The organism is Stenotrophomonas sp. STEN035 (genome assembly GCF_056759935.1).
Genome location: NZ_JBRRDY010000002.1, coordinates 198449 through 218819 on the forward strand (window position 1 = coordinate 198449; position 20371 = coordinate 218819).

General features: G+C 62.8%; 17 protein-coding genes and 1 tRNA gene. 15 read left to right on the top strand and 3 right to left on the bottom strand.

Going from position 1 to position 20371, the window contains the following annotated elements; all coding sequences use genetic code 11:
* Positions 1–79: 79 nt before the first annotated feature.
* Positions 80–730 carry an energy transducer TonB gene (locus ACVOLL_RS01875; protein ID WP_481511317.1) on the bottom strand — a complete coding sequence of 217 codons (651 nt, stop codon included), beginning with the start codon at positions 728–730 and terminating at the stop codon, positions 80–82.
* A 113-nt stretch (positions 731–843) separates the two neighbouring features.
* On the opposite strand from ACVOLL_RS01875, the gene serS reads away from it, so the two are divergent.
* From serS to ACVOLL_RS01930, 11 genes are all read left to right on the top strand, one after another.
* Positions 844–2121: a serine--tRNA ligase gene (gene serS, locus ACVOLL_RS01880; protein ID WP_481511318.1), complete on the top strand. Its 1278-nt coding sequence runs from the start codon at positions 844–846 to the stop codon at positions 2119–2121.
* Positions 2122–2701: 580 nt separating this feature from the next.
* A complete protein-coding gene (locus tag ACVOLL_RS01885; RefSeq protein ID WP_481511319.1) occupies positions 2702–3694 on the top strand; it encodes a LysR family transcriptional regulator in 993 nt (330 codons plus the stop codon).
* Between the two features lie 67 nt (positions 3695–3761).
* Positions 3762–3851 (top strand) — tRNA-Ser (locus ACVOLL_RS01890).
* Positions 3852–4087: 236 nt separating this feature from the next.
* On the top strand, positions 4088–5617 hold the full coding sequence (locus ACVOLL_RS01895; protein ID WP_481511320.1) for a sensor domain-containing diguanylate cyclase: 1530 nt from the start codon (positions 4088–4090) through the stop codon (positions 5615–5617).
* 291 nt (positions 5618–5908) lie between these two features.
* Complete coding sequence (gene tadA / locus ACVOLL_RS01900) at positions 5909–6412, top strand: tRNA adenosine(34) deaminase TadA (protein WP_481511321.1); 504 nt, start codon at positions 5909–5911, stop codon at positions 6410–6412.
* 91 nt (positions 6413–6503) lie between these two features.
* Entirely contained in the window at positions 6504–7079 is a 576-nt protein-coding gene (gene orn, locus ACVOLL_RS01905; RefSeq protein WP_481511322.1) for an oligoribonuclease, read from the top strand.
* Between the two features lie 5 nt (positions 7080–7084).
* Positions 7085–7939 (top strand): EcsC family protein, encoded by an 855-nt coding sequence (locus ACVOLL_RS01910; RefSeq protein WP_481511323.1) that lies wholly within the window; start codon positions 7085–7087, stop codon positions 7937–7939.
* A 94-nt stretch (positions 7940–8033) separates the two neighbouring features.
* Entirely contained in the window at positions 8034–8591 is a 558-nt protein-coding gene (locus tag ACVOLL_RS01915) for an NADPH-dependent FMN reductase (protein ID WP_481511324.1), read from the top strand.
* A gap of 215 nt (positions 8592–8806) precedes the next feature.
* Complete coding sequence (locus tag ACVOLL_RS01920) at positions 8807–10237, top strand: replicative DNA helicase (RefSeq protein WP_481511325.1); 1431 nt, start codon at positions 8807–8809, stop codon at positions 10235–10237.
* A 14-nt stretch (positions 10238–10251) separates the two neighbouring features.
* Positions 10252–11661 (top strand): cryptochrome/photolyase family protein, encoded by a 1410-nt coding sequence (locus ACVOLL_RS01925; RefSeq protein WP_481511326.1) that lies wholly within the window; start codon positions 10252–10254, stop codon positions 11659–11661.
* A gap of 136 nt (positions 11662–11797) precedes the next feature.
* On the top strand, positions 11798–12496 hold the full coding sequence (locus ACVOLL_RS01930; RefSeq protein ID WP_481511327.1) for a YiaD family glycine zipper/OmpA-like lipoprotein: 699 nt from the start codon (positions 11798–11800) through the stop codon (positions 12494–12496).
* A 235-nt stretch (positions 12497–12731) separates the two neighbouring features.
* Here the strand turns inward: ACVOLL_RS01930 and ACVOLL_RS01935 are convergent, their stop codons facing one another.
* Entirely contained in the window at positions 12732–13676 is a 945-nt protein-coding gene (locus ACVOLL_RS01935; protein WP_481511328.1) for a GGDEF domain-containing protein, read from the bottom strand.
* Between the two features lie 159 nt (positions 13677–13835).
* On the opposite strand from ACVOLL_RS01935, the gene lexA reads away from it, so the two are divergent.
* The 4 genes from lexA to ACVOLL_RS01955 are packed head-to-tail and all read left to right on the top strand — an operon-like array spanning position 13836 to position 19575.
* Positions 13836–14444 (top strand): transcriptional repressor LexA, encoded by a 609-nt coding sequence (gene lexA, locus ACVOLL_RS01940; RefSeq protein WP_481511329.1) that lies wholly within the window; start codon positions 13836–13838, stop codon positions 14442–14444.
* Positions 14444–15064, top strand: a complete 621-nt coding sequence (imuA, locus tag ACVOLL_RS01945; RefSeq protein WP_481511330.1) for a translesion DNA synthesis-associated protein ImuA — start codon at positions 14444–14446, stop codon at positions 15062–15064. Before lexA ends, imuA begins: the two co-directional genes overlap by 1 nt.
* A gap of 3 nt (positions 15065–15067) precedes the next feature.
* The gene (locus ACVOLL_RS01950) at positions 15068–16489 is read left to right on the top strand and encodes a Y-family DNA polymerase (RefSeq protein WP_481511331.1); all 1422 of its coding nucleotides are present in this window, start codon (positions 15068–15070) and stop codon (positions 16487–16489) included.
* Positions 16486–19575: an error-prone DNA polymerase gene (locus ACVOLL_RS01955; RefSeq protein ID WP_481511332.1), complete on the top strand. Its 3090-nt coding sequence runs from the start codon at positions 16486–16488 to the stop codon at positions 19573–19575. The genes ACVOLL_RS01950 and ACVOLL_RS01955 overlap by 4 nt, the downstream gene beginning before the upstream one ends.
* A 36-nt stretch (positions 19576–19611) precedes the next feature.
* Here the strand turns inward: ACVOLL_RS01955 and fliP are convergent, their stop codons facing one another.
* Positions 19612–20334: a flagellar type III secretion system pore protein FliP gene (fliP, locus tag ACVOLL_RS01960; protein WP_481511369.1), complete on the bottom strand. Its 723-nt coding sequence runs from the start codon at positions 20332–20334 to the stop codon at positions 19612–19614.
* Positions 20335–20371: the final 37 nt, after the last annotated feature.

Here is a 20371-nt window from a genome sequence, read left to right on the forward strand (position 1 = left end):
CAGCAAGTCTGGTCCTGCACGCCCAAACGGCGAATGACTTTTGACATGAACCGGCGCCCTTGGGGAGCCGGGGTTCAGTTTAAGGCGACGGTTTGAAGTCGAACGGGATTTCCAGGCTGCCCTGCATGGGCTGGCCATTGCTTTGCGCCGGCTGGAAACGCCAATTGCGCACGGCTTCCTGCGCGGCACGGTCCAGATCACGGGAGCCGCTGCGCTGAACCAGGCGGACGTCCAGCGGCACGCCACTGGCATCGACATCCACATGCACGATCACTGTGCCGCTTTCACCACGGCGCAGCGCCGCAGCAGGGTATTCCGGGGCAGGACTCTGGCCTGGCAGCGGGACCGGCTGGTCGCTGGGGGCGGTGGCGGGTGCTGGCGCTGCGGGTGCGGTATCGACCGGTGCCGCCTCGGCGATGGGTTGCGGCGGCGGGGCAGGCGCTGTCTCCACCAGTTCCGGGGTTTCTTCCACGGCTTCCGGGCGCGCATCGGGCATATCGCTGGCACCGGCACCGGCGGGCAGTGGTGCGGGCAACGGCGCCAATACAGCGCTGTTGGCCTGCGGCTGCGCCGGATCGGCACGGTAGAACTCGTTCTGGCGGCGGGCATTGAGCCAGACCACCAGGAACAGCAATACACCGACGCCAAAAGAGATACCGGCAATCTTCAAACTGCTGTGGGGCAGGTGAAACGTGAAGTTCTGGTCGGAGTGGGAGCTTGGGGCGGACATGGTCTTGACCGTGTGGATCAGGCCGATTCTTGCACAGGAAAGGTGAATCACGCGGCAGACAGGCGCAGTTCGCGCGATAATCTATGGCTCACACCCGTACACAGTGCCCAGCCATGCTTGATCCAGCCCTTCTTCGCCAGCAGCCCGCCGAACTTGCCGAACGCCTGCGCAGTACGCGCGGCTACGTGCTGGATGTGGCCGCCTTCGAATCGCTGGAGGCTGATCGCAAGCGCATCCAGGTGCGCACCCAGGAGCTGCAGAACCTGCGTAACAGCCGTTCCAAGTCCATTGGCCATGCCAAGGCCAAGGGCGAGGACGTGTCGGCGATCATGGCCGAAGTGGCAGCCTTCGCCGATGAGCTGAAGAGCTCCGAGGCGCAGTTGGACGTGCTGCGCGAGCAGATCGAAACCCTGTCGATGGGTATCCCGAACCTGCCCGCCGCCGATGTGCCCGCCGGCAAGGATGAGAGTGAGAACGTCGAGCAGCTGCGCTGGGGCACCCCGCGCGAATTTGACTTCCCGGTGCTTGATCACGTCGAGCTGGGTGCCCGCAACAACGGCTTGGACGCGGAAACCGCTGCCAAGCTTTCCGGCGCCCGCTTCACCGTGCTGCGCGGCTCGATCGCCCGCCTGCACCGTGCGCTGGGCCAGTTCATGCTCAACCTGCACAGCAACGAGCATGGCTACGAAGAAACCAACGTGCCGGTACTGGTGAATGCCGACTCGCTGCGCGGCACCGGTCAGCTGCCGAAGTTCGAGGAAGACCTGTTCAAGACCGCGCTGGGTGAATCCACGCGCTACCTGATCCCGACTTCGGAAGTGCCGCTGACCAATATCGTCCGCGACGAGATCATCGACGCCGAGCGCTTGCCGGTGCGCATGACCGCGCATTCGATGTGCTTCCGCTCCGAAGCGGGCAGCGGCGGCCGCGATGTGCGCGGCATGATCCGCCAGCATCAGTTCGAGAAGGTGGAGCTGGTCAGCATCTGCGCCGCCGAAGACAGCGATGCGGAGCACCAGCGCATGACCGAATGTGCCGAGGTGGTGCTGCAGAAGCTGGGCCTGCCATACCGCAAGGTGCTGCTGTGCACCGGTGACATGGGCTTCTCGGCGATCAAGACCTACGATCTGGAAGTGTGGCTGCCGTCGCAGCAGACCTACCGCGAGATCTCCTCGTGCTCGAACTGTGGTGATTTCCAAGCGCGCCGCATGCAGGCGCGCTGGCGCAATCCCAACGGCAAGCCGGAGCTGGTGCACACCCTCAACGGCTCGGGCGTGGCGGTAGGCCGCGCGATGATCGCGGTGATGGAGAACTACCAGAACGCCGACGGCTCGATCACCATTCCGGAAGTGCTGCGCCCGTACATGGGTGGCGCTGAAAGCATCGCCTGAGCAACGAATTGCCGATCCAGCAATGTAGTGCCGAGCCATGCTCGGCAGGGCCTGCCCGGTAAAGTGTCAGTCCCAAGGCCTGCAGGGCCCGATATACCTGCAGGAGCGGTGTAAACCGCAAAATCAGGTTCGTCGAATGTTGCACCGAAGCCCGTAATCTCAAAGATTGCGGGCTTCGCGGCTTATGCCGCTGCTACAAATGCGCAACAGCTACTGCCATCACCTGTGGTGCCGAGCCATGCTCGGCAGGGCCTGACCGGTAAAGCGTCAGCCCCCGATCCCTGCAAGCCCAGAGATACCCACCGGGACGGCATGAACCGCGAAGCCCGGTTCGTCGAAATTACGCAAAGCCTGCAATCTCATGGATTGCAGGCTTCGCGGCTGACGCCGCTCCCACAAAACCGGCGTGCCGGGTAATGCCTCAGCGCAGCACGGCTGCACCCTAAAATATGAATAGGCGTCGCCCGTAGCGATCACTTCCGCCGGACTCGCTCCAATCAGGACTGTTTGTGGCCTGATTTGTAAATACAGGACAAAGGTGATTAAATTTACAGGTTCGTTCCAATGATGGGCTCAATCCATGCAGGACCTCAACGACCTCTATTACTTCGCCATGGTGGTCGACCATGGCGGCTTCGCTGCCGCCGAGCGAGCGCTGGGCATCCCGAAATCGCGCCTCAGCCGGCGCATCAGCCAGCTCGAGACCGACCTCGGTGTTCGCCTGCTGCAACGCTCCACGCGCCGCTTTGCGGTCACCGACGTTGGCACCAGCGTGCATCGACATGCGCAGACCATGCTGGCTGAAGCACAGGCAGCGCGTGAAGTGGTGGACCGGCTCAGTGCCGAACCGCGCGGACTGGTGCGCGCCAGCGTGCCGGTGTCGCTGGCGCAGATGCAGCTTCCCAAGCTGCTACCGAAATTCCTCGAGCAGTACCCGAAAGTCAGGCTGCAGCTGAACATCAGCAATCGTCGCGTCGACATCATCAATGAGGGTTACGACGTGGCTTTGCGGGTGCGCTCGCGGCTCGATGACGATGGCAGTCTGGTGATGCGCAGCTTCGGCCAGGTGCAGGAGCTGCTGGTTGCCAGCCCCGCCTATCTGGACCGGGCAGGGCGGCCGGCTTCGCCGGAAGATCTAAGCAATCACGTCACCCTGAGCATCAGCGAAGACGAAGCGCGCCAGCGCTGGGAGCTGCATGGTCCGGGCGGCGAGGTTCGCCGGGTCGAACTGCAGCCGCGTGTGGCCGGCTTCGATTTCCCGCTGTTGCAGGCCATGGTGAAGGATGGTTTCGGCATCACCATGCTGCCGGAAACCGTCTGCGCAGAAGCCGTGCGGAACGGCGAGCTGGAAGTGGTATTGCCGGACTGGTCGCTGCCGCAGGGCATCTGCCACGCGGTGTTTGCCTCGCGGCGCGGGCTGTTGCCAGCGGTGCGGGTATTCATCGATTTCCTGGCCGAGCACCTGCCGACCGAGCTGGAGGCCTCGCGCCTGCATTGTGGCGGTGCTTGTGAGCGGGCCAAGGAGAAAATCCGCGCCTCGATGGCCGGTTCATTGGCAATCGAAGCGGGTTGAACAAAAAAGCCCGCAGGCATGCGAGAATGCGCGCCCCGGAACCTTATTCGGGGTAGCAGTACGTTACGGGCAGATGGCCGAGCGGTTTAAGGCACCGGTCTTGAAAACCGGCGAAGGGTTAAACCTTCCGTGGGTTCGAATCCCACTTTGCCCGCCAGATATTCAGAAAAGCCGCTGACATCAGCGGTTTTTTTGTGCGCGCGGACATGTTGCCTGTGCAGTTGATCGCAGCGGAATGACACCGGTATCGGTCAATCAGGACAGTTACGCTGGTAAAATGGGCACGGCTTGGGGGAGCTGCGCGCCCGGGCATGCATGGGCTTCTCGCGGCACCACTTTCAAGCGTCCGCGTTGGGATCCATGGATTTACGAAAACTTATTTTGGTGCTCACGTTGATCGGAGCACTGGTGCCGTTCGCCAATACGTTCTACGCCGGCTACACCGTGCAGCGTCAGCAGCTGGTGGACACCACGCTGGACGGCAACTACGCCTACGCCAACAAACTGGCCAAGAGCACCGAAGACTTCCTGCAGGCGTCCCAGCTGCAGCTCGCCTATACCGCGCAGCTGCTCGCCATGAATATGGACGACGTCCCCAAGTTGGGAGAGGAAGCTGCGCGCCTGCGCATGATGAGCAAGAGCTTCAACTCCATCACCATCTTCGACGCCAGCGGCAAAGTGCTGGCGACCTCGCCTGAAACCATGGGTCTGCAGGGGCGCGTGCTCAACAGTGAGGCGGTGAAGACCGCATTGCGTGAGAAGCGGCCGTTGATCAGTGCGCCGTATCAGTCGGCGACAGGCAACTTCATCGTCTTCATCAATCACCCGATTGTGTCCGCGTCCGGCAGCTATCTTGGTGCAGTCGGCGGCGCGATCTACCTGCAGAAGGAGAACATTCTTGATCGTCTGCTCGGCCAGCACTTCTATGTCGATGGTTCCTACCTGTTCGTGGTCGACAAGCAGAAGCGCATCATCTATCACCCAAATCCGGACCGGATCGGTGATTTTGTGGACAAGAACGTCGTGGTCGATCGCGTTGCAGCCGGCCAGGCGGGCAAAGGGCATGCGGTCAACTCGCAAGGCGTGAAAATGCTGGCTGGCTACGCGCCGGTAGCCTCGACGGGCTGGGGCATCGTCGCCCAACGCCCCGAAGAGGTCACGCTCGCACCGTTGACCCAGCTGATGCAGAGCACCTTGTACAGGGCGCTGCCGGCTACGATCCTGACCTTGATCCTGGTCCTGTGGAGCGCTCGGTTGATCTCGCGCCCGCTGCGTTTGTTGGCCGATGGCGCGCGCAATATGGAAGATCCGTCCTCGGCCAAGGACATCCGCTCGGTGAAGTCATGGTATTTCGAGTCGCGAGAGCTCAAGAAGGCCCTGCTGATCGGTGTTGATGCGATCCACAAGAGCTTCAGCAAGCTGCGTGAGGACACCACGACTGATCCGCTGACCAAGTTGGGTAACCGCCGTCGCCTGGACGAAGCGCTGGCGAATTTCGAGAGTCAGGGCAATACCTTCTCGGTCATTTCGATCGATATCGATCACTTCAAGAGAGTCAACGACAGCCATGGCCACGCCGTCGGTGACGCGGTCCTGCAGCAGCTCGCCCAGCGCATGCGTGAGGCCTGCCGCGCCTATGACGTGCCGTTGCGCGTCGGTGGCGAGGAGTTCCTTATTTTGCTGCCTTCCACTACTTCTTCAACGGCGACGCAGGTTGCCGAGCGTCTGCGCGTGGCGGTGGAGGAGATGAAGATCGCCAGGGTTGGCGCGATCACGATTTCGCTGGGCGTGGCCAATTGGCCGCAGAGCAGTTTCGCGATCGAGGCCGTGCTGAAAGCGGCGGATGAAATGCTGTATGCGTCCAAGCGTGCTGGCAGGAACCGGGTTTCGGTGCAGCAGCGTGAGAGTGCCACGACCTCGTAGCACCCAAATTGCCTGTTTCGTGGATGCAGTGAGGCCGTGCGTTGGCCTCAATGCGGTTCATTCAAGCACTCGAGCTGCCCAGAACCAATGCGGGGCGGCTTTGTTTGTTGGAGCGGCGTAAGCCGCGAAGCACGCGGTTCACCAGGCGACGCAGTTGCATGGGGGCTGGCCAAGCTCAGCTTCGCGGCTTACGGCGCTCCCACAGGTAAATGCCTGCCGCTCGGGCCGTGCAGCAGCAGGCTGCGGTCATCTGCGTTACCCTTGCGCCGCTTCCATCCCCGTGTTCCCTGCATGTCCCAGATTGATCCAGCCCTCAACGACGAACAGTGGATGCGCCACGCGCTGGCGCTGGCCGATCGCGCGCAGCGCGAGTTCGATGAAATCCCGGTTGGCGCGGTGTTGGTAGGTGCCGATGGTGCGTTGTTGGGCGAGGGCTGGAACCTCAATATCGCCAATCATGACCCTAGTGCGCATGCCGAAATCGTGGCGATGAGACAGGCGGGCACGGCGCTGGGCAATCACCGGCTGGTTGGCAGCACCTTGTACGTGACGTTGGAGCCCTGCGCGATGTGCGCGATGGCCTTGGTACACGCACGCGTCGCGCGGGTGGTGTTTGCCGCTACCGATCCCAAGACCGGTGCCTGCGGCAGCGTGTTCGATCTGCTCGCCGATCCACGCCATAACCATCGTGTGCAGGTGCAGGGTGGGGTGCTGGCGCAGGAGGCCAGCCTGCGCCTGACCAATTACTTCCGGGCCAAACGCGGGCGACCGTTGTTGACCCCTGATGATCTTTGACGCAGTCCCTACCTTGGGCAGGGGTATCATGTGCGCTTCGATATTCCGGCCGTGCGGCGCTTGACCGCCGGCCCCAAGCATGAGGCAGCACATGGCGGACAACAGCGCGGGCAATGATCGGTTGATCTGGATTGATCTGGAAATGACCGGCCTGGATACGGACAACGATTCCATCATCGAGATCGCAACCGTGGTCACCGACGGTCAACTCAATGTGTTGGCCGAAGGCCCCGAGTACGCCATCAACCATTCCTTGGCCACGCTGGAAGCGATGGACGAATGGAACCGCAACCAGCACCAGCGTTCGGGTCTGTGGCAGCGGGTGCTGGACAGCACCATCACGGTTGGCCAGGCCGAAGCCAGGACCATTGCCTTCCTGCAGGACTGGATCAAGGCCGGTGCCTCGCCGATGTGCGGCAATTCGATCTGCCAGGACAGGCGCTTCCTGCACCGGCAGATGCCGCGGTTGGAGAAGTACTTCCACTACCGCAACCTCGATGTGTCGACGATCAAGGAGTTGTCCAAGCGCTGGTCACCTGCAGTTGCCGCCGGGGTCAGCAAGACCTCCAGCCACACCGCGCTGAGTGATGTACACGACTCCATTGCCGAACTGCGCCATTACCGGCAGTTCATGGGCGTGCTGGCGGGCTTGCCGGAAGCCGGCTGAACGCAATGAATGAGATTGTCCTTCGTCTGCACGACAACGCGCAGGATCTGGCTGATCTGGAAAGGGCTGTGAGCCTTCTGGAATCGCCCACGCTCACCGCCAAGATGGCCAACCTGATCGGTGGGCCATTGGAGTTCGCGGTGCGCAAGCTGCCCACGGCGGTGTCCTCGCGCATCCAGGGCGTGACCGAGGCGGCCTTGTACAAGGCCGCGCAGACGGCGCTGTGGACGATGGACAACAAGCAGCCCGGCAAACCGGCATCACCGCGCCTGCACAAACTGGCGGCTGCCGCTTCCGGTGCGTTGGGAGGGGCTGGCGGTCTGCCGGCGCTGGCAATCGAGTTGCCGCTGTCCACCACCATCATCATGCGCGCGGTTGCCGATGTCGCCCGCAGCGAAGGTTTCGATCTGAACGAGATGGCGACGCGGCAGGCCTGTCTTGAAGTGTTAGCACTGGGTGGCAATTCCGGCCAGGACGACGCCAGCGAGACCGGCTATTACCTGGCGCGCGGCTTCACCACTGAAGTAATGCGGCACCTGTCAGCGGAGCTGGCCGGCAGCGCCGTCAGCGGCAGTCACGGTGTGCTGCTCGGGCTGGGCCCGAAAGAAGCCGGCAAGTGGCTGGCCAGGATCGTGGAGAAGATCGCTGCGCGCTTTGGCGTGGTGGTATCGGAGAAGTTTGTCGCGCAGGCGGTGCCGGTGATCGGCGCGGTGGCTGGCGCTACCTTGAATACCATGTTCACTGCTTACTACCAGGACATGGCGCGCGGCCATTTCATCATCAAGCGGCTGGAGTCGAAGTATGGCTTTGATACGGTGCGGCTAGCCTATGGCGGGCTTACCGGTCGGCTGCGCCTCTGATGGTGCACCCCCGGCGCTGATGGCAGGCGTTGCCTTCACCTGTTGCGAAGCCCACTCTGGCTAGCCTGTGTGCTTCTTACGGAGCGAGGTCGTCATGAGCCAGTACAAGATCGCGGTTTTCGTCGGCAGTCTGCGCAAGGAATCCATCAACCGGCGGCTGGCGCTGGCGTTGGAGAAGCTGGCAGGTGATCGGGTCAAATTTGACTACATCCAGATCGGCGACGTCCCGCTGTACAACCAGGATCACGATAGCCAATTCCCGGCCCAGGGCACGCGCATGAAGAGCCAGGTGCGTGCCGCCGATGCGGTGTTGTTCGTCACACCTGAGTACAACCGTTCGATTCCCGGCGTGCTGAAGAACGCCATCGACACGGCCTCGCGCCCCTACGGCGACAACGCCTTTGCCGGTAAACCGGCAGCGGTGATCGGCACCTCCATCGGTGCCATCGGCAGCGCCCTGGCCCAGCAGCACCTGCGCAACGTGCTGGTATTCGTCGATTTGGCGGTGATGCCGCAGCCGGAGGCCTTCCTGCATTTCAAGGATGGACTTATCGAAGCCGATGGCAGCATCAGCAATGAGGGCACCCGCCAGTTCCTGCAGGGTTTTGTCGACAAGTTCCTGGTCTGGATCGAGCGCCAGCACCGCGCCTGAAGTCCTGGGGGAGCAGGGCGGCGCTGATGCTGCTCATGCGATAATCCGCACCCGGCGCTGCAACGGCGCCGGGTGCTTGTTTCTGTATGCCAGCCCAATCCCCAGCCCTTACAGGCTTGGGTTGTGGACAGGTTATCCACAGACTTGTACGTATCCCGGTGGGCAATGCCCACCTACCATGGCCGCACGGCCTTATTGCAGGAATAACGCTTTTCATGTCCGCCCGTACTGGTTTCCGTTCCGACCGCGACCGCGGTGACCGCAATGACCGCTCCGATCGCAGCGATCAGCGCATCGACGCCTTGCGCGTGCCCCCTCATTCGGTGGAAGCCGAGCAGGCCGTGCTTGGCGGCCTGATGCTGGCGCCCGAGGCCTACGACCGGGTCAACGAGGCGCTGACCGACAAGGACTTCTACCGGCGCGACCATCAGTTGATCTACCGTGCGATCCGCGAGCTGTCCGAGCGCGATCGCCCGTTCGATGCGGTGACCCTGGGTGAATGGTTCGAATCACAGGGCAAGCTGGACATGGTTGGCGATGGCGCCTACCTGATCGAATTGGCCAGCACCACGCCGTCGGCGGCAAATATCAGTGCCTATGCCGAGATCGTGCGCGACAAGGCGGTGCTGCGGCAGCTGATCCAGGTCGGCACCGACATCGTCAACGACGGCTTTCAGCCCGAGGGGCGTGACAGCTCGGAGCTGTTGCAGACTGCGGAAAAATCCGTGTTCGCCATTGCCGAGCAGGGCGCCCGCGGGCGTACCGACTTCGTCGCCATGCCGGGCGCATTGAAAGACGCCTTCGAAGAACTGCGTAACCGCTTCGAGAACGGCGGCAACATCACTGGCCTGCCGACCGGTTACAACGATTTCGACGCGATGACGGCCGGCCTGCAGCCGACCGATCTGATCATTCTGGCCGCACGTCCGGCCATGGGTAAAACTACTTTTGCCTTGAATATCGCCGAGTACGCGGCGATCAAGTCGAAGAAGGGCGTGGCGGTATTCTCGATGGAAATGTCCGCATCGCAGCTGGCGATGCGTCTGATTTCCTCCAACGGCCGCATCAATGCGCAGCGACTGCGTACCGGCCAGCTTGAGGATGAGGACTGGAGCCGCGTCACCGGCGCCATCCGCATGCTGAAGGAAACCAAGATCTTCATCGACGATACGCCGGGCGTGTCGCCGGAGATCCTGCGGTCGAAATGCCGCCGGCTCAAGCGTGAGCACGATCTGGGCCTGATCGTGATCGACTACCTGCAGCTGATGAGCGTGCCGGGCAACAGCGAAAACCGCGCGACCGAAATTTCGGAAATCTCGCGTTCGCTCAAGGGCCTGGCCAAGGAGTTGCACGTACCGGTGATTGCGCTGTCACAGCTCAACCGCTCCCTGGAAACCCGTACCGACAAGCGCCCGGTGATGGCTGACCTTCGCGAATCCGGCGCTATCGAGCAGGATGCGGACATGATCGTCTTCATCTACCGCGACGATTACTACAACAAGGAAAATTCGCCGGACAAGGGCCTGGCCGAGATCATCATCGGCAAGCACCGTGGTGGTCCCACGGGTTCGTGCAAATTGAAGTTCTTCGGCGAGTACACTCGCTTTGACAACCTGAGCCACGATTCGGTTGGTTCATTCGAATAAGCGGGAGCCGCTGCATGTCCACCGCCATTGTCTGGTTCCGGCGCGATCTGCGGCTGCGTGACAACCCGGCGTTGCAGGCCGCGATTGAAGCCGGTCATGAGATCGTTCCGGTGTACATCCATGCGCCGCAGGAAGAGGGTGCATGGGCGCCGGGAGCGGCCTCCGACGCTTGGCTGCATCATTCGCTGCAGCAGCTCGACGCCCAACTGCGCTCCATTGGCTCGGCCTTGCTGCTGCGCAGTGGCGACAGCATGGCGCAGCTGCAGGCACTGATTGCTGAAAGCGGGGCCGAAGCGGTCTACTGGAATCGAAAATATGAACCTGCCACCCAGCCGCGTGATGCTGCCATCAAGCGTGGTCTGCGCGAGCAGGGGCTGCAGGTGGAGAGCCACAACGGCTATCTGCTGTTCGAGCCTTGGGAACTGGCCACGCTGCAAGGTGGCCCGTACAAGGTGTTCACGCCATTCTGGCGCAACGCGCTGACCCGTTGGCGTCTGCCGGAACTGTCCGAAGCGCCGCGCACGCTGAGCTCGCCGAAGCTGTCGGGCCTGCCCTTGCAGGCGCTTGCGCTGGAGCCGCGTCTGGGTTGGGACGGCGGCTTCTGGGAGCACTGGCAGCCGGGCGAAGCTGGTGCGCAGGAAGCGCTGGAAGTCTTTGCCGACGGTGCGCTCAACGGCTACCGCGAGCAGCGCGACCTGCCGGACCGCACTGGTACATCGCTGCTGTCGCCACATCTGCATTTCGGCGAGATCGCGCCGTGGCGAATCGCCCATACGCTGGAAGGCATGCGCAGTGCTGGCCGTGATGCGGATATCGATGGCTACATCCGCCAGCTGGGTTGGCGCGAGTTCTCCTGGCATCTGCTGCACCACTTCCCGCAGACCAGTGACACCAACCTCAACCCCCGCTTCGAGCGTTTTGCCTGGGAACCGGCGCAGCCGGAGATGTTGGCGGCCTGGCAACAGGGCCGCACCGGTATTCCCATCGTCGATGCAGGCATGCGCGAGTTGTGGGCAACCGGCTACATGCACAACCGCGTGCGGATGCTGGTGGGTAGTTTTCTGTGCAAGCACATGCGCATGCACTGGAAAGAGGGCGCACGCTGGTTCTGGGACACCCTGGTGGATGCCGACCTGGCCAACAACAGCATGGGCTGGCAATGGATCGCCGGCACCGGCGCGGATGCCGCGCCGTACTTCCGCGTGTTCAATCCGGTGACGCAGGCGCAGAAGTTCGATCCCAACGCGCGCTATATCAGTCGTTGGGTACCCGAACTGGCGGCGCTGCCGCTGAAGGCGCGGTTCGCGCCCTGGCAGTTCCCGCAGTTGTTGGCGGAGCTTGCACCAAGCTACCCGACCCAGCCCCTGGTGGACCTTGCCAAGGGACGGGACGAGGCCTTGGCTGCGTACCAGCGCTGTCGCTGACACCGGCTTAACGTGCAAGACAGTTAGATGAATGGACACCTGTGACGGAGGTTGAGGATCACGCAGGTAGTGCGTCGTGATGTTTATGCTTGCCCGGCAAATCCACGCGGCCAGTCCGGCCTATCAGGAGACTCAGATGACCACCCTTACTGTTGTTCGTAATCTTTCCATTGGCTTGGTGGCGGCAGCCGTCCTCTCGGCCTGTGCTACCGGTGGCTCGTATGTGCAGCAGGACCAGTACGGTAATCCGACCCAGCAGCAGAACAAGACCGGCAAGGGCGCGTTGATCGGCTCGGCCATCGGTGTTGCTGCCGGTCTGCTCAGCGGCGGCAACGCCACCGAGCGTCGCCAGCGCGCAATGGTGGGTGCCGGTATCGGCGCACTCGGCGGTGCTGCGGTTGGCAACTACCAGGACCGTCAGGAGCGCGCACTGCGTGAGCGCACTGCCAATACTGGTATCGACGTGCAGCGCGAAGGTGACAACATCACCTTGAGCCTGCCTGACGGTATCACCTTCGATTTCAACAAGACCACACTGAAGCCGCAGTTCTATGGTGCACTCAATGGTGTTGCCAGCACCTTGAGCGAGTACAACCAGACCATGATCGAAGTGGTTGGGCACACCGACAGCATCGGCACCGATGCGGTGAACAACCGTATTTCCAAGGAACGTGCGGATGCAGTGGCGGCGTACCTGACCGCACAGGGCGTGCAGCGTGAGCGCATTGAAACCCTGGGCGCAGGCAAGGCTTATCCGATCGCCGACAACAGCACCGATGCAGGCCGCGCGCAGAACCGCCGCGTCGAGATCCGCGTGATCCCGCTGCGTTCGTGATCGAAGCAGTTGTTTGATGCTGTAAACAAAGGGCCGCGCAAGCGGCCCTTTGTTTTGGCTTTTGCTCTGCAGCTGTTGCATTCGCCTCTCCAGCAGGCGGGAGAGGATGCCCGGAGGGCAGGTGAGGGCGCTCTTCGCTATCCAGCTGAAAAGCTCCCCTCATCCGGCGCTGCGCACCACCTTCTCCCGCAGGCGGGAGAAGGGAGCAAAGCCAATGCCAATGCCAAAGCCAAAGCTACTCCGCTACCACCACGCTGTTGCGCCCCTTGCCCTTGGCTCTATAGAGCGCGGCATCAGCACGCGCAAACCAGTCCTGCCAGCGCTGTTCGCCGGCATACATCGCCGCACCTACCGAGATGGTGATGCGACCGCCGGGTCCACGCAGTGATTCATAGACCGCCTTGCGCAGGCGCTCGGTAAACCGGACCAGCGCTTCATGGCTGCCGGTATCGGCAAGAATCACGAACTCCTCGCCGCCAAAACGAAATACCTGATCGTTTGCACGCAGTTCAAAACGCAGGATCGCAGCCAAGTCGGACAGGGCGGTATCACCGGCACCATGACCATAGTGGTCGTTGACCTCTTTGAAGTTGTCGATGTCGATCACCACCAGGCCTTGCCGGTAGCGCTCATCACGGACGCCATCGATATGCGCTTGCAATGATTTTTCCAAAGCGCGCCGGTTGGGGACGCCGGTCAGTGCATCCAGTGATGCCAGCATCTCCAGACGCGTGCGGTCGCCTTGCAGGCGGTGGGAGAAGTGGTAGCCAAAACCGAACACCAGCACGATGACGATCAGTGCCTGCAGGTGTGCAGGGTGGCCGAGCAGTACGTTTGGCATCAGCAGCAGGCCTGCAACCAGCAATAGATTGAGCGGGGTGGCGATCTGGTTGCGGACGATGAAGAAATTGGACATCAAGGTCAGGTAGGTCCATGGCAGTGCGTCGCTGCCCAGCTGCCAGGCGGAGAGCAGGCTGCCGCCTACCGTGCTCAGGCACAGCAACACGCCGCCTGTCTCCAGGCGGGGCTTGCGCTGATGGATCCATATGCTGGCCAGCAGGGCCAGTGCTGACAACAGACAGCTGCCTGCGGCAACGAGGCGCTCCCCGTCAAACCACAGCCAAATCGCGAAGAACAGCAGGGCCAGCGTGGTGACCGGAGCAATGGTGCGCAGCGGCACGCTGCGCAATGCCTGGGGCAGGGACGGATGCGATTTTATGGAGGTTTTAGGGTCCATATGCTGCAAAAGATAGCAGCGGCGCTGTGTTTTTCGTATTCACCTGAATAGCGGCGCTCAGCCTCTGGCGAGCTTTGTGCAGATGGAGTACAAATGTACTCCATGACTGATCTCAGCCCGCGCCGTGCCGCCATCCTTCGCTATATCCGTGACCAGGTGAATGGGCACGGACAGGCGCCCTCGTTGGCCGAGATTGCCGCCGCCTGTGGGCTGGCATCACGCGGTGCGGCGCGCAAACACGTGTTGGCCTTGAGCGAGGCCGGCCTGGTCGAGGTGGCTACCGGACAGGCGCGGGGAATCCGCCCGGCGGGGCTGGCACCGCGTGCGGAGCTGCTGCAGGTACCCATCCTTGGACGGGTCGCGGCGGGCACGCCGATCGGTGCCGATGCCGAGCTGGTCGATACCCTGGCACTGGACGAACGCCTGTTTGCCGCGCGTCCGGATTACCTGCTGCGGGTGCAGGGCGATTCGATGATCGACGACGGTATTTTCGACGGCGATCTGGTCGGCGTCAGGCGCAGCAGCGATGCGCGCAACGGGCAGACGGTGGTGGCGCGCTTGGACGGTGAGCTGACCATCAAGCGGCTATCACGCAGCGGCACCCAGTTGCGCTTGCTGCCACGCAACCCGGCCTATGCACCGATTGAAGTACAACATGATCAGGACTTCGCCATCGAAGGCGTGTTCTGTGGCCTGGTGCGGCGCGGCTGATGGGCGCGGTTGTTGCCCTCGATAGCCTGCTGCATGAACGCCGGGTCTGGCGCGGCCGGCCTGCGCCGCTGCCGGCCAGTCGCCAGCCGACCGGCTATGCACAACTGGATGAGGTGCTGCCTACCGGTGGTTGGCCGGAGTCCGCGTTGAGTGAAATCCTGTTGCCAGCTGAAGGCGTGGGTGAGCTGCGCCTGCTATGGCCGTCATTGGCACGCTTGACCCAGGCCGGTGAACGCGTGGTGCTGGTGGCACCGCCGCATGTTCCGTATGCGCCGGCCTGGCAGGCAGCGGGTATCGACCTGCGTCAGTTGCAGGTGGTGCAGGCGGCGGACCAGCGCGATGCGCTGTGGGCTACTGAACAATGCCTGCGTTCGGGCAGTTGCGGTGCCGTGCTGTGCTGGCCGCAACTGGCCGAGGACAAGGCCTTGCGACGGCTGCAGGTGGCTGCCGAATCGGGGCAGACGCTGGGCTTCGCCAGTCGGCCGTTGCAGGCGGCGAAGAATCCCTCGCCGGCCGCCTTGCGTATCGCCATCGATGCGCAGCCGGCGCAGCTGCGGGTATTGAAGTGTCGCGGCGGCATGGTGCCAACGCGCCCATTACCGTTTGCCCGGGGGCAGTAAGCCATGCGCTGGGCTTGCATTCTATTGCCGCACCTGGCCATGGACGGCGTGTTGCGCGCCTGTGCCGAGCCGGAAGCGGCGCGGGTATTGATCAGTGGGCCCAGCCAACGGCGGGTATTGCATGCGGTCAATCCGGCGGCGGCAGCCTTGGGCTTGAAGGCGGGGCAATCACTGGTGACCGCGCAGGCGCTGGCCACCGGTTTTGAAATACATCCATACGAGCCTGATGCGCAGCTGCATTGGCACCAGTTTCTGGCGGCCTGGGCCTATCAATTCAGCTCACAGGTAAGCCTGCAGTATGCGCAGGCGCTGATCATCGAAATCGAGCACAGCCTGGCCTTGTTCGGGCCGTGGCCGAAGTTCGAGGCGCGCCTGCGGCAGGAGTTGGACGCCTTGGGCTTCCGTCACCGCATCGCATTGGCACCCAATCCGGTGGCCGCGCGCGCACTGGCCAATGCGCGCGATGGTTTGAGCGTGGACGAGGCTGGTTTGGCCGGATTGCTCGGGCAGTTGCCGGTGGCGCGGGCTGGCTTTGGTGCCAGCGCCTCGGCGGCATTCGCGCGCATGGGCATCCGCACCGTCAAGCAATTGCAGGGCTTGCCACGGGCCAGCATCAACCGGCGCTTTGCGCCGGATGTATTGCGGCAGCTGGATGCCTTGCTCGGCGAGCGAGCCTTTGTACTGCAACCGTATCAGCCGCCGGATGTGTTCGAGCTGCGCATCGAACTCGGCTATGAGGTGGAATCCTCGCAGGCCTTGCTGTTCCCGTTGCGGCGCCTGACCTCGGACCTTGCTGCGTTTCTTGCTGGCCGCGATGGCAGTGTGCAGCGGTTTGCGCTGTTGCTGGAACACGAGGATCGGGCACCCACCACGCTGGAGATCGGCCTGCTTGCGGCTGAGCGTGATGCAGGCCTGTTGTTCGAGATAGCCCGCAGCCGCCTGGAACAAGCCAAGATCCCGGCGCCGGTGCGCCAGTTTGGCCTGCGCGCCGATCAGTTGCCGGCGTTTGTGCCAGAGCATCGCGAGCTGTTTGATACCCGTCCGCAGCAGAGCATGCCGTGGGAACAGCTGCGCGAACGTCTGCGCGCTCGGCTGGGCGATCAATCCGTGCATGGGCTGCGCGTGCATGCCGACCATAGACCCGAATATGCTTGGCGTGGCGAGGCTGCCCCAGCTGCAGGTTCAACAACCAACAGCCTGCCATCGCCAGTACGGCCGGGTTGGCTGCTGCGCACGCCGCAGCCTTGGCCTGGTGCAAGTCCCGAACTGCTGTCGGCGCCGGAACGCATCGAGAGTGGCTGGTGGGATGGTGATGATGTACGCCGTGATTACTACCGGGTCAGCACCCGCTTCGGCCAGCAGGCCTGGGCCTGGCGCGAGGTGGGCGGCGAGGGCGGTTTCATGCTGCAGGGCTGGTTCGCATGATCGCTGCTTATGCCGAACTGCATTGCCTGTCCGCTTTCAGCTTCCAGCGCGGCGCATCGACTGCGGATGAGTTGTTCGCGCGGGCCAAGGCGCATGGCTATCAGGCACTGGCCATCACCGACGAGTGCACGCTGGCCGGCATCGTGCGCGCCTGGCGTGCGTCCAGGGAAACCGGCTTGCAGCTGATTGTCGGCAGCGAAATACAACTGGAAAACGGGGCAAAGCTGGTCCTGCTGGTGGAAGACTCCGCAGGCTATCAAGCGCTGTGTTGGCTGATCACGCAGGCGCGGCGGCGGGCGGAGAAGGGCGAATACCGGCTGTTGGCCGATGACCTTGCGGCGATTGATCGCAGCGGCCTGCTGGCCTTGTGGCTGCCTGCGGCACAACCGGAACCTGCCGAGGGCATGCAGTTGCGGGAATGGTTCCCGCGGCGCTGCTGGGTTGCGGTGGAACTGCACCATGGTGCCGATGACGAGGCGCGTCTGCAGCAGCTGCAGGCACTGGGCGCACAGCTGCAGCTGCCATTGGTGGCCGCTGGCGACGTGCATATGCATGCACGCGGACGCCGGGCACTGCAGGATGTGATGACGGCCATCCGTCACCGCGTCACCGTTGCCGAGGCCGGGCAGCGATTATTCGCCAATGGTGAGCGGCATCTGCGTCCGCTGCAGGCGTTGCAGGCGATCTATCCAGCCGAGCTGTTGCAGCAGACGCTGTGCATCGCCGAACGCTGCGCCGGGTTCGATCTGAAAGAAGCCGTCGACTATCTTTATCCCAGCGAGGTGGTACCCGCCGGTTACACCGCGCAGTGCTGGCTGGCAGAGCTGGTGGTGCGTGGCGTGCGCAAGCGTTGGCCGGAAGGTGCTACAGCAGAGGCGCAGGCCTTGATCGAAAAGGAACTGGGCCTGATCGCCAAGAAGAAGTACGCCTCATATTTCCTTACCGTGCATGATCTGGTGGCCTATGCACGCAGCATCGGCATCCTCTGCCAGGGTCGCGGATCGGCGGCCAATTCGGTGGTCTGCTTCGTGCTTGGAATCACCGAGCTTGATCCTTCGCACAGCCATCTGCTGTTCGAGCGCTTCATCTCGGATGACCGCGATGAGCCACCGGATATCGACGTCGACTTCGAGCACGAGCGGCGCGAGGAAGTCATCCAGTACGTGTTTTCTCGCTATGGCCGTGAGCGTGCTGCCCTGGCAGCCGTCGCCACGCAATACGGCGGGCGTGGTGCCCTACGTGATGTGGCGCGGGTGCTCGGCATGCCCGGCGACGTGATCACCCAGCTGACCTCCTGTGTCGGCCACTGGTCGGACAGCATTCCAGATGAGGAGCGCCTGCGCGAACACGGCTTCGACCCGGATAGCCCGCTGTTGCGGCGCATCCTGATACTGGCCAACGAGCTGATCGACTTCCCGCATTACCTGTCCCAGCATCCGGGTGGTTTCGTCATTTCCGAGCGTGCCCTGCACAGCATGGTGCCGGTGGAAAACGCAGCGATGGACGCACGTACCGTCATCCAGTGGGACAAGGATGACCTGGAATCGCTGGGCTTGATGAAGGTCGATGTATTGGCCTTGGGCATGCTCACCGCGGTGCGCCGCTGCTTCGACCTGATCCAGCGCTATCGCGGCCTGCATTTCACCTTGGCGACGATTCCACAGGAAGACAAGCCCACCTACGCGATGATCAGCCGCGCCGATACCGTCGGCGTGTTCCAGATCGAATCGCGTGCGCAGATGGCGATGTTGCCTAGGTTGCAACCTCGCACCTTCTACGATCTGGTGATCGAGGTCGCCATCGTACGCCCCGGGCCTATCCAGGGTGACATGGTGCATCCCTACCTGCGCCGGCGTAAGAAGGAAGAACTGATCAGCTATCCATCGGTGGCGCTGGAAGCGGTGCTTGAACGCACGCTGGGCGTGCCGCTGTTCCAGGAGCAGGTGATGCAGATCGCAATGGTGGCAGCCGGTTATAACGCCAATGAAGCCGATGGTCTGCGTCGTTCGATGGCAGCTTGGAAGCGCCACGGTGGGCTGGAGCCGCATCGGCTGAAACTCACCGAAGGCATGCTTGAACGCGGCTATCCACTGGATTTCGCCGAGCGTATCTTCGAGCAGATCAAGGGCTTCGGCAGCTATGGTTTCCCGGAAAGCCATGCGGCGAGTTTCGCGCTGATTGCCTATGCCAGCAGCTGGTTGAAATGCCACCATCCAGCCGAGTTCACCTGCGCACTGCTCAACAGCCAGCCGATGGGTTTCTATAGTCCGGATCAATTGCTGCAGGATGTGCGTCGGCACGGCGTGGCGACGCGGCCGCTGGATGTGCGTTACAGCGGTTGGGAGTGCTCGTTGGAACGGGAGCGCGATGGTGAGCGGCTGGCGATCCGTTTGGGCTTTTGCCTGGTGCGTGGCTTCAACGCCGAAGACGCGCTGCGGATCGAGCAGGCGAGGGCACAGGCCGTGTTCACCGATATTGCCGACCTGTGCCGGCGGGCCGATCTGGATACGCGCGCACGCGCCTTGCTGGCCGATGCCGGCGCCTTGCGTGGCATGGCCGGCAACCGCCACCGCGCACGCTGGGCGATTGCTGGTGTCGAAGACCAGCGACCGCTGTTCGACGATCAGCCGGCGACCGCTGAAGCCGATGTCGCCTTGCCGATGCCCAGCGCCGGCGAAGATCTGAACGCGGATTACGCTTTGCTGGGAACCACGCTGGAACTGCATCCACTGGCCCGCTTGCGGCGCCAGCTGAGCGCGCGCCGTTGCCGCAGTTCCAAGGACTTGGAAAGCATGCGCAGCACAGGCAATGTGCTGGTGGCCGGGCTGGTGCGCGGGCGGCAGCGGCCGGCAACTGCCAGCGGCGTCACTTTCATTACGCTGGAAGACGAGTTTGGCCAGATCAATATTGTGGTCTGGCGGCAGCTGGCTGAGCGTCAGCGACAAGTGTTTCTGGAATCGCGCCTGCTGCAGGTCAGCGGCCGGCTGGAAGCCGAAAACGGCGTGCGTCATCTGATCGCACGCCGCCTGGATGATCTGTCGCCGCTATTGGGCAGTCTGGACGTACGCAGCCGAGACTTTCATTGAGTCATCGCGGAAGTCCGTCCGAACAGCGGTCCACAACTACACCGCGTTGAAGCTCGCCGCCAAGGTGCCGACCACCAATACCCAACCGTCCACCAGCACGAACAGCAATATCTTGAACGGCGCCGAGACCAGCATCGGTGACAGCATCATCATGCCCATCGACATCAGTACGCTGGATACCACCAGATCGATGATGACGAACGGGATGAAGATCAGGAAGCCGATTTCGAACGCAGTCTTCAGCTCGCTGGTGACGAAGGAGGCAACCAGTACCGGGAACGGGATCGCATCCGGACTGGCGTAGGGGCCTTGCCCAGCCAGACCAGCAAAGGTCATCAGGTCGGTCTCGCGGACCTGCGCCAGCATGAAGGCACGCAGTGGCGCGGTGGACAGCTGCCATGCGGTCTGGAAGTCGATCTTGCCATCCAGATACGGTGCCATGCCGGTGGACCACGACTTGTCCCACACCGGCATCATGATCATCGCAGTCAGGAACAGCGCCAGTCCAAGCAGGATCTGGTTGGATGGGGTCTGCCCGGTGCCCAGCGCCTGACGCAGCAGGCCAAGCACGATGATGATGCGTGTAAACGCGGTGAGCACCAGCAGCATCGACGGCAGCAAGGTGATTGCCGTCATCAACAACAAGGTCTGCAGCGGCAGGCTGACTGGCGCACCGCCGATCTTGCCGACGTTGACGTCCGGCAGCGCCGGCACCTGCGGTCCCGGTGCGGCCCAGGCAAACAGCGGCAATGCCAGCATCGCCAGCACGATCAGTACTTGCCAGAGCGTACGTGAG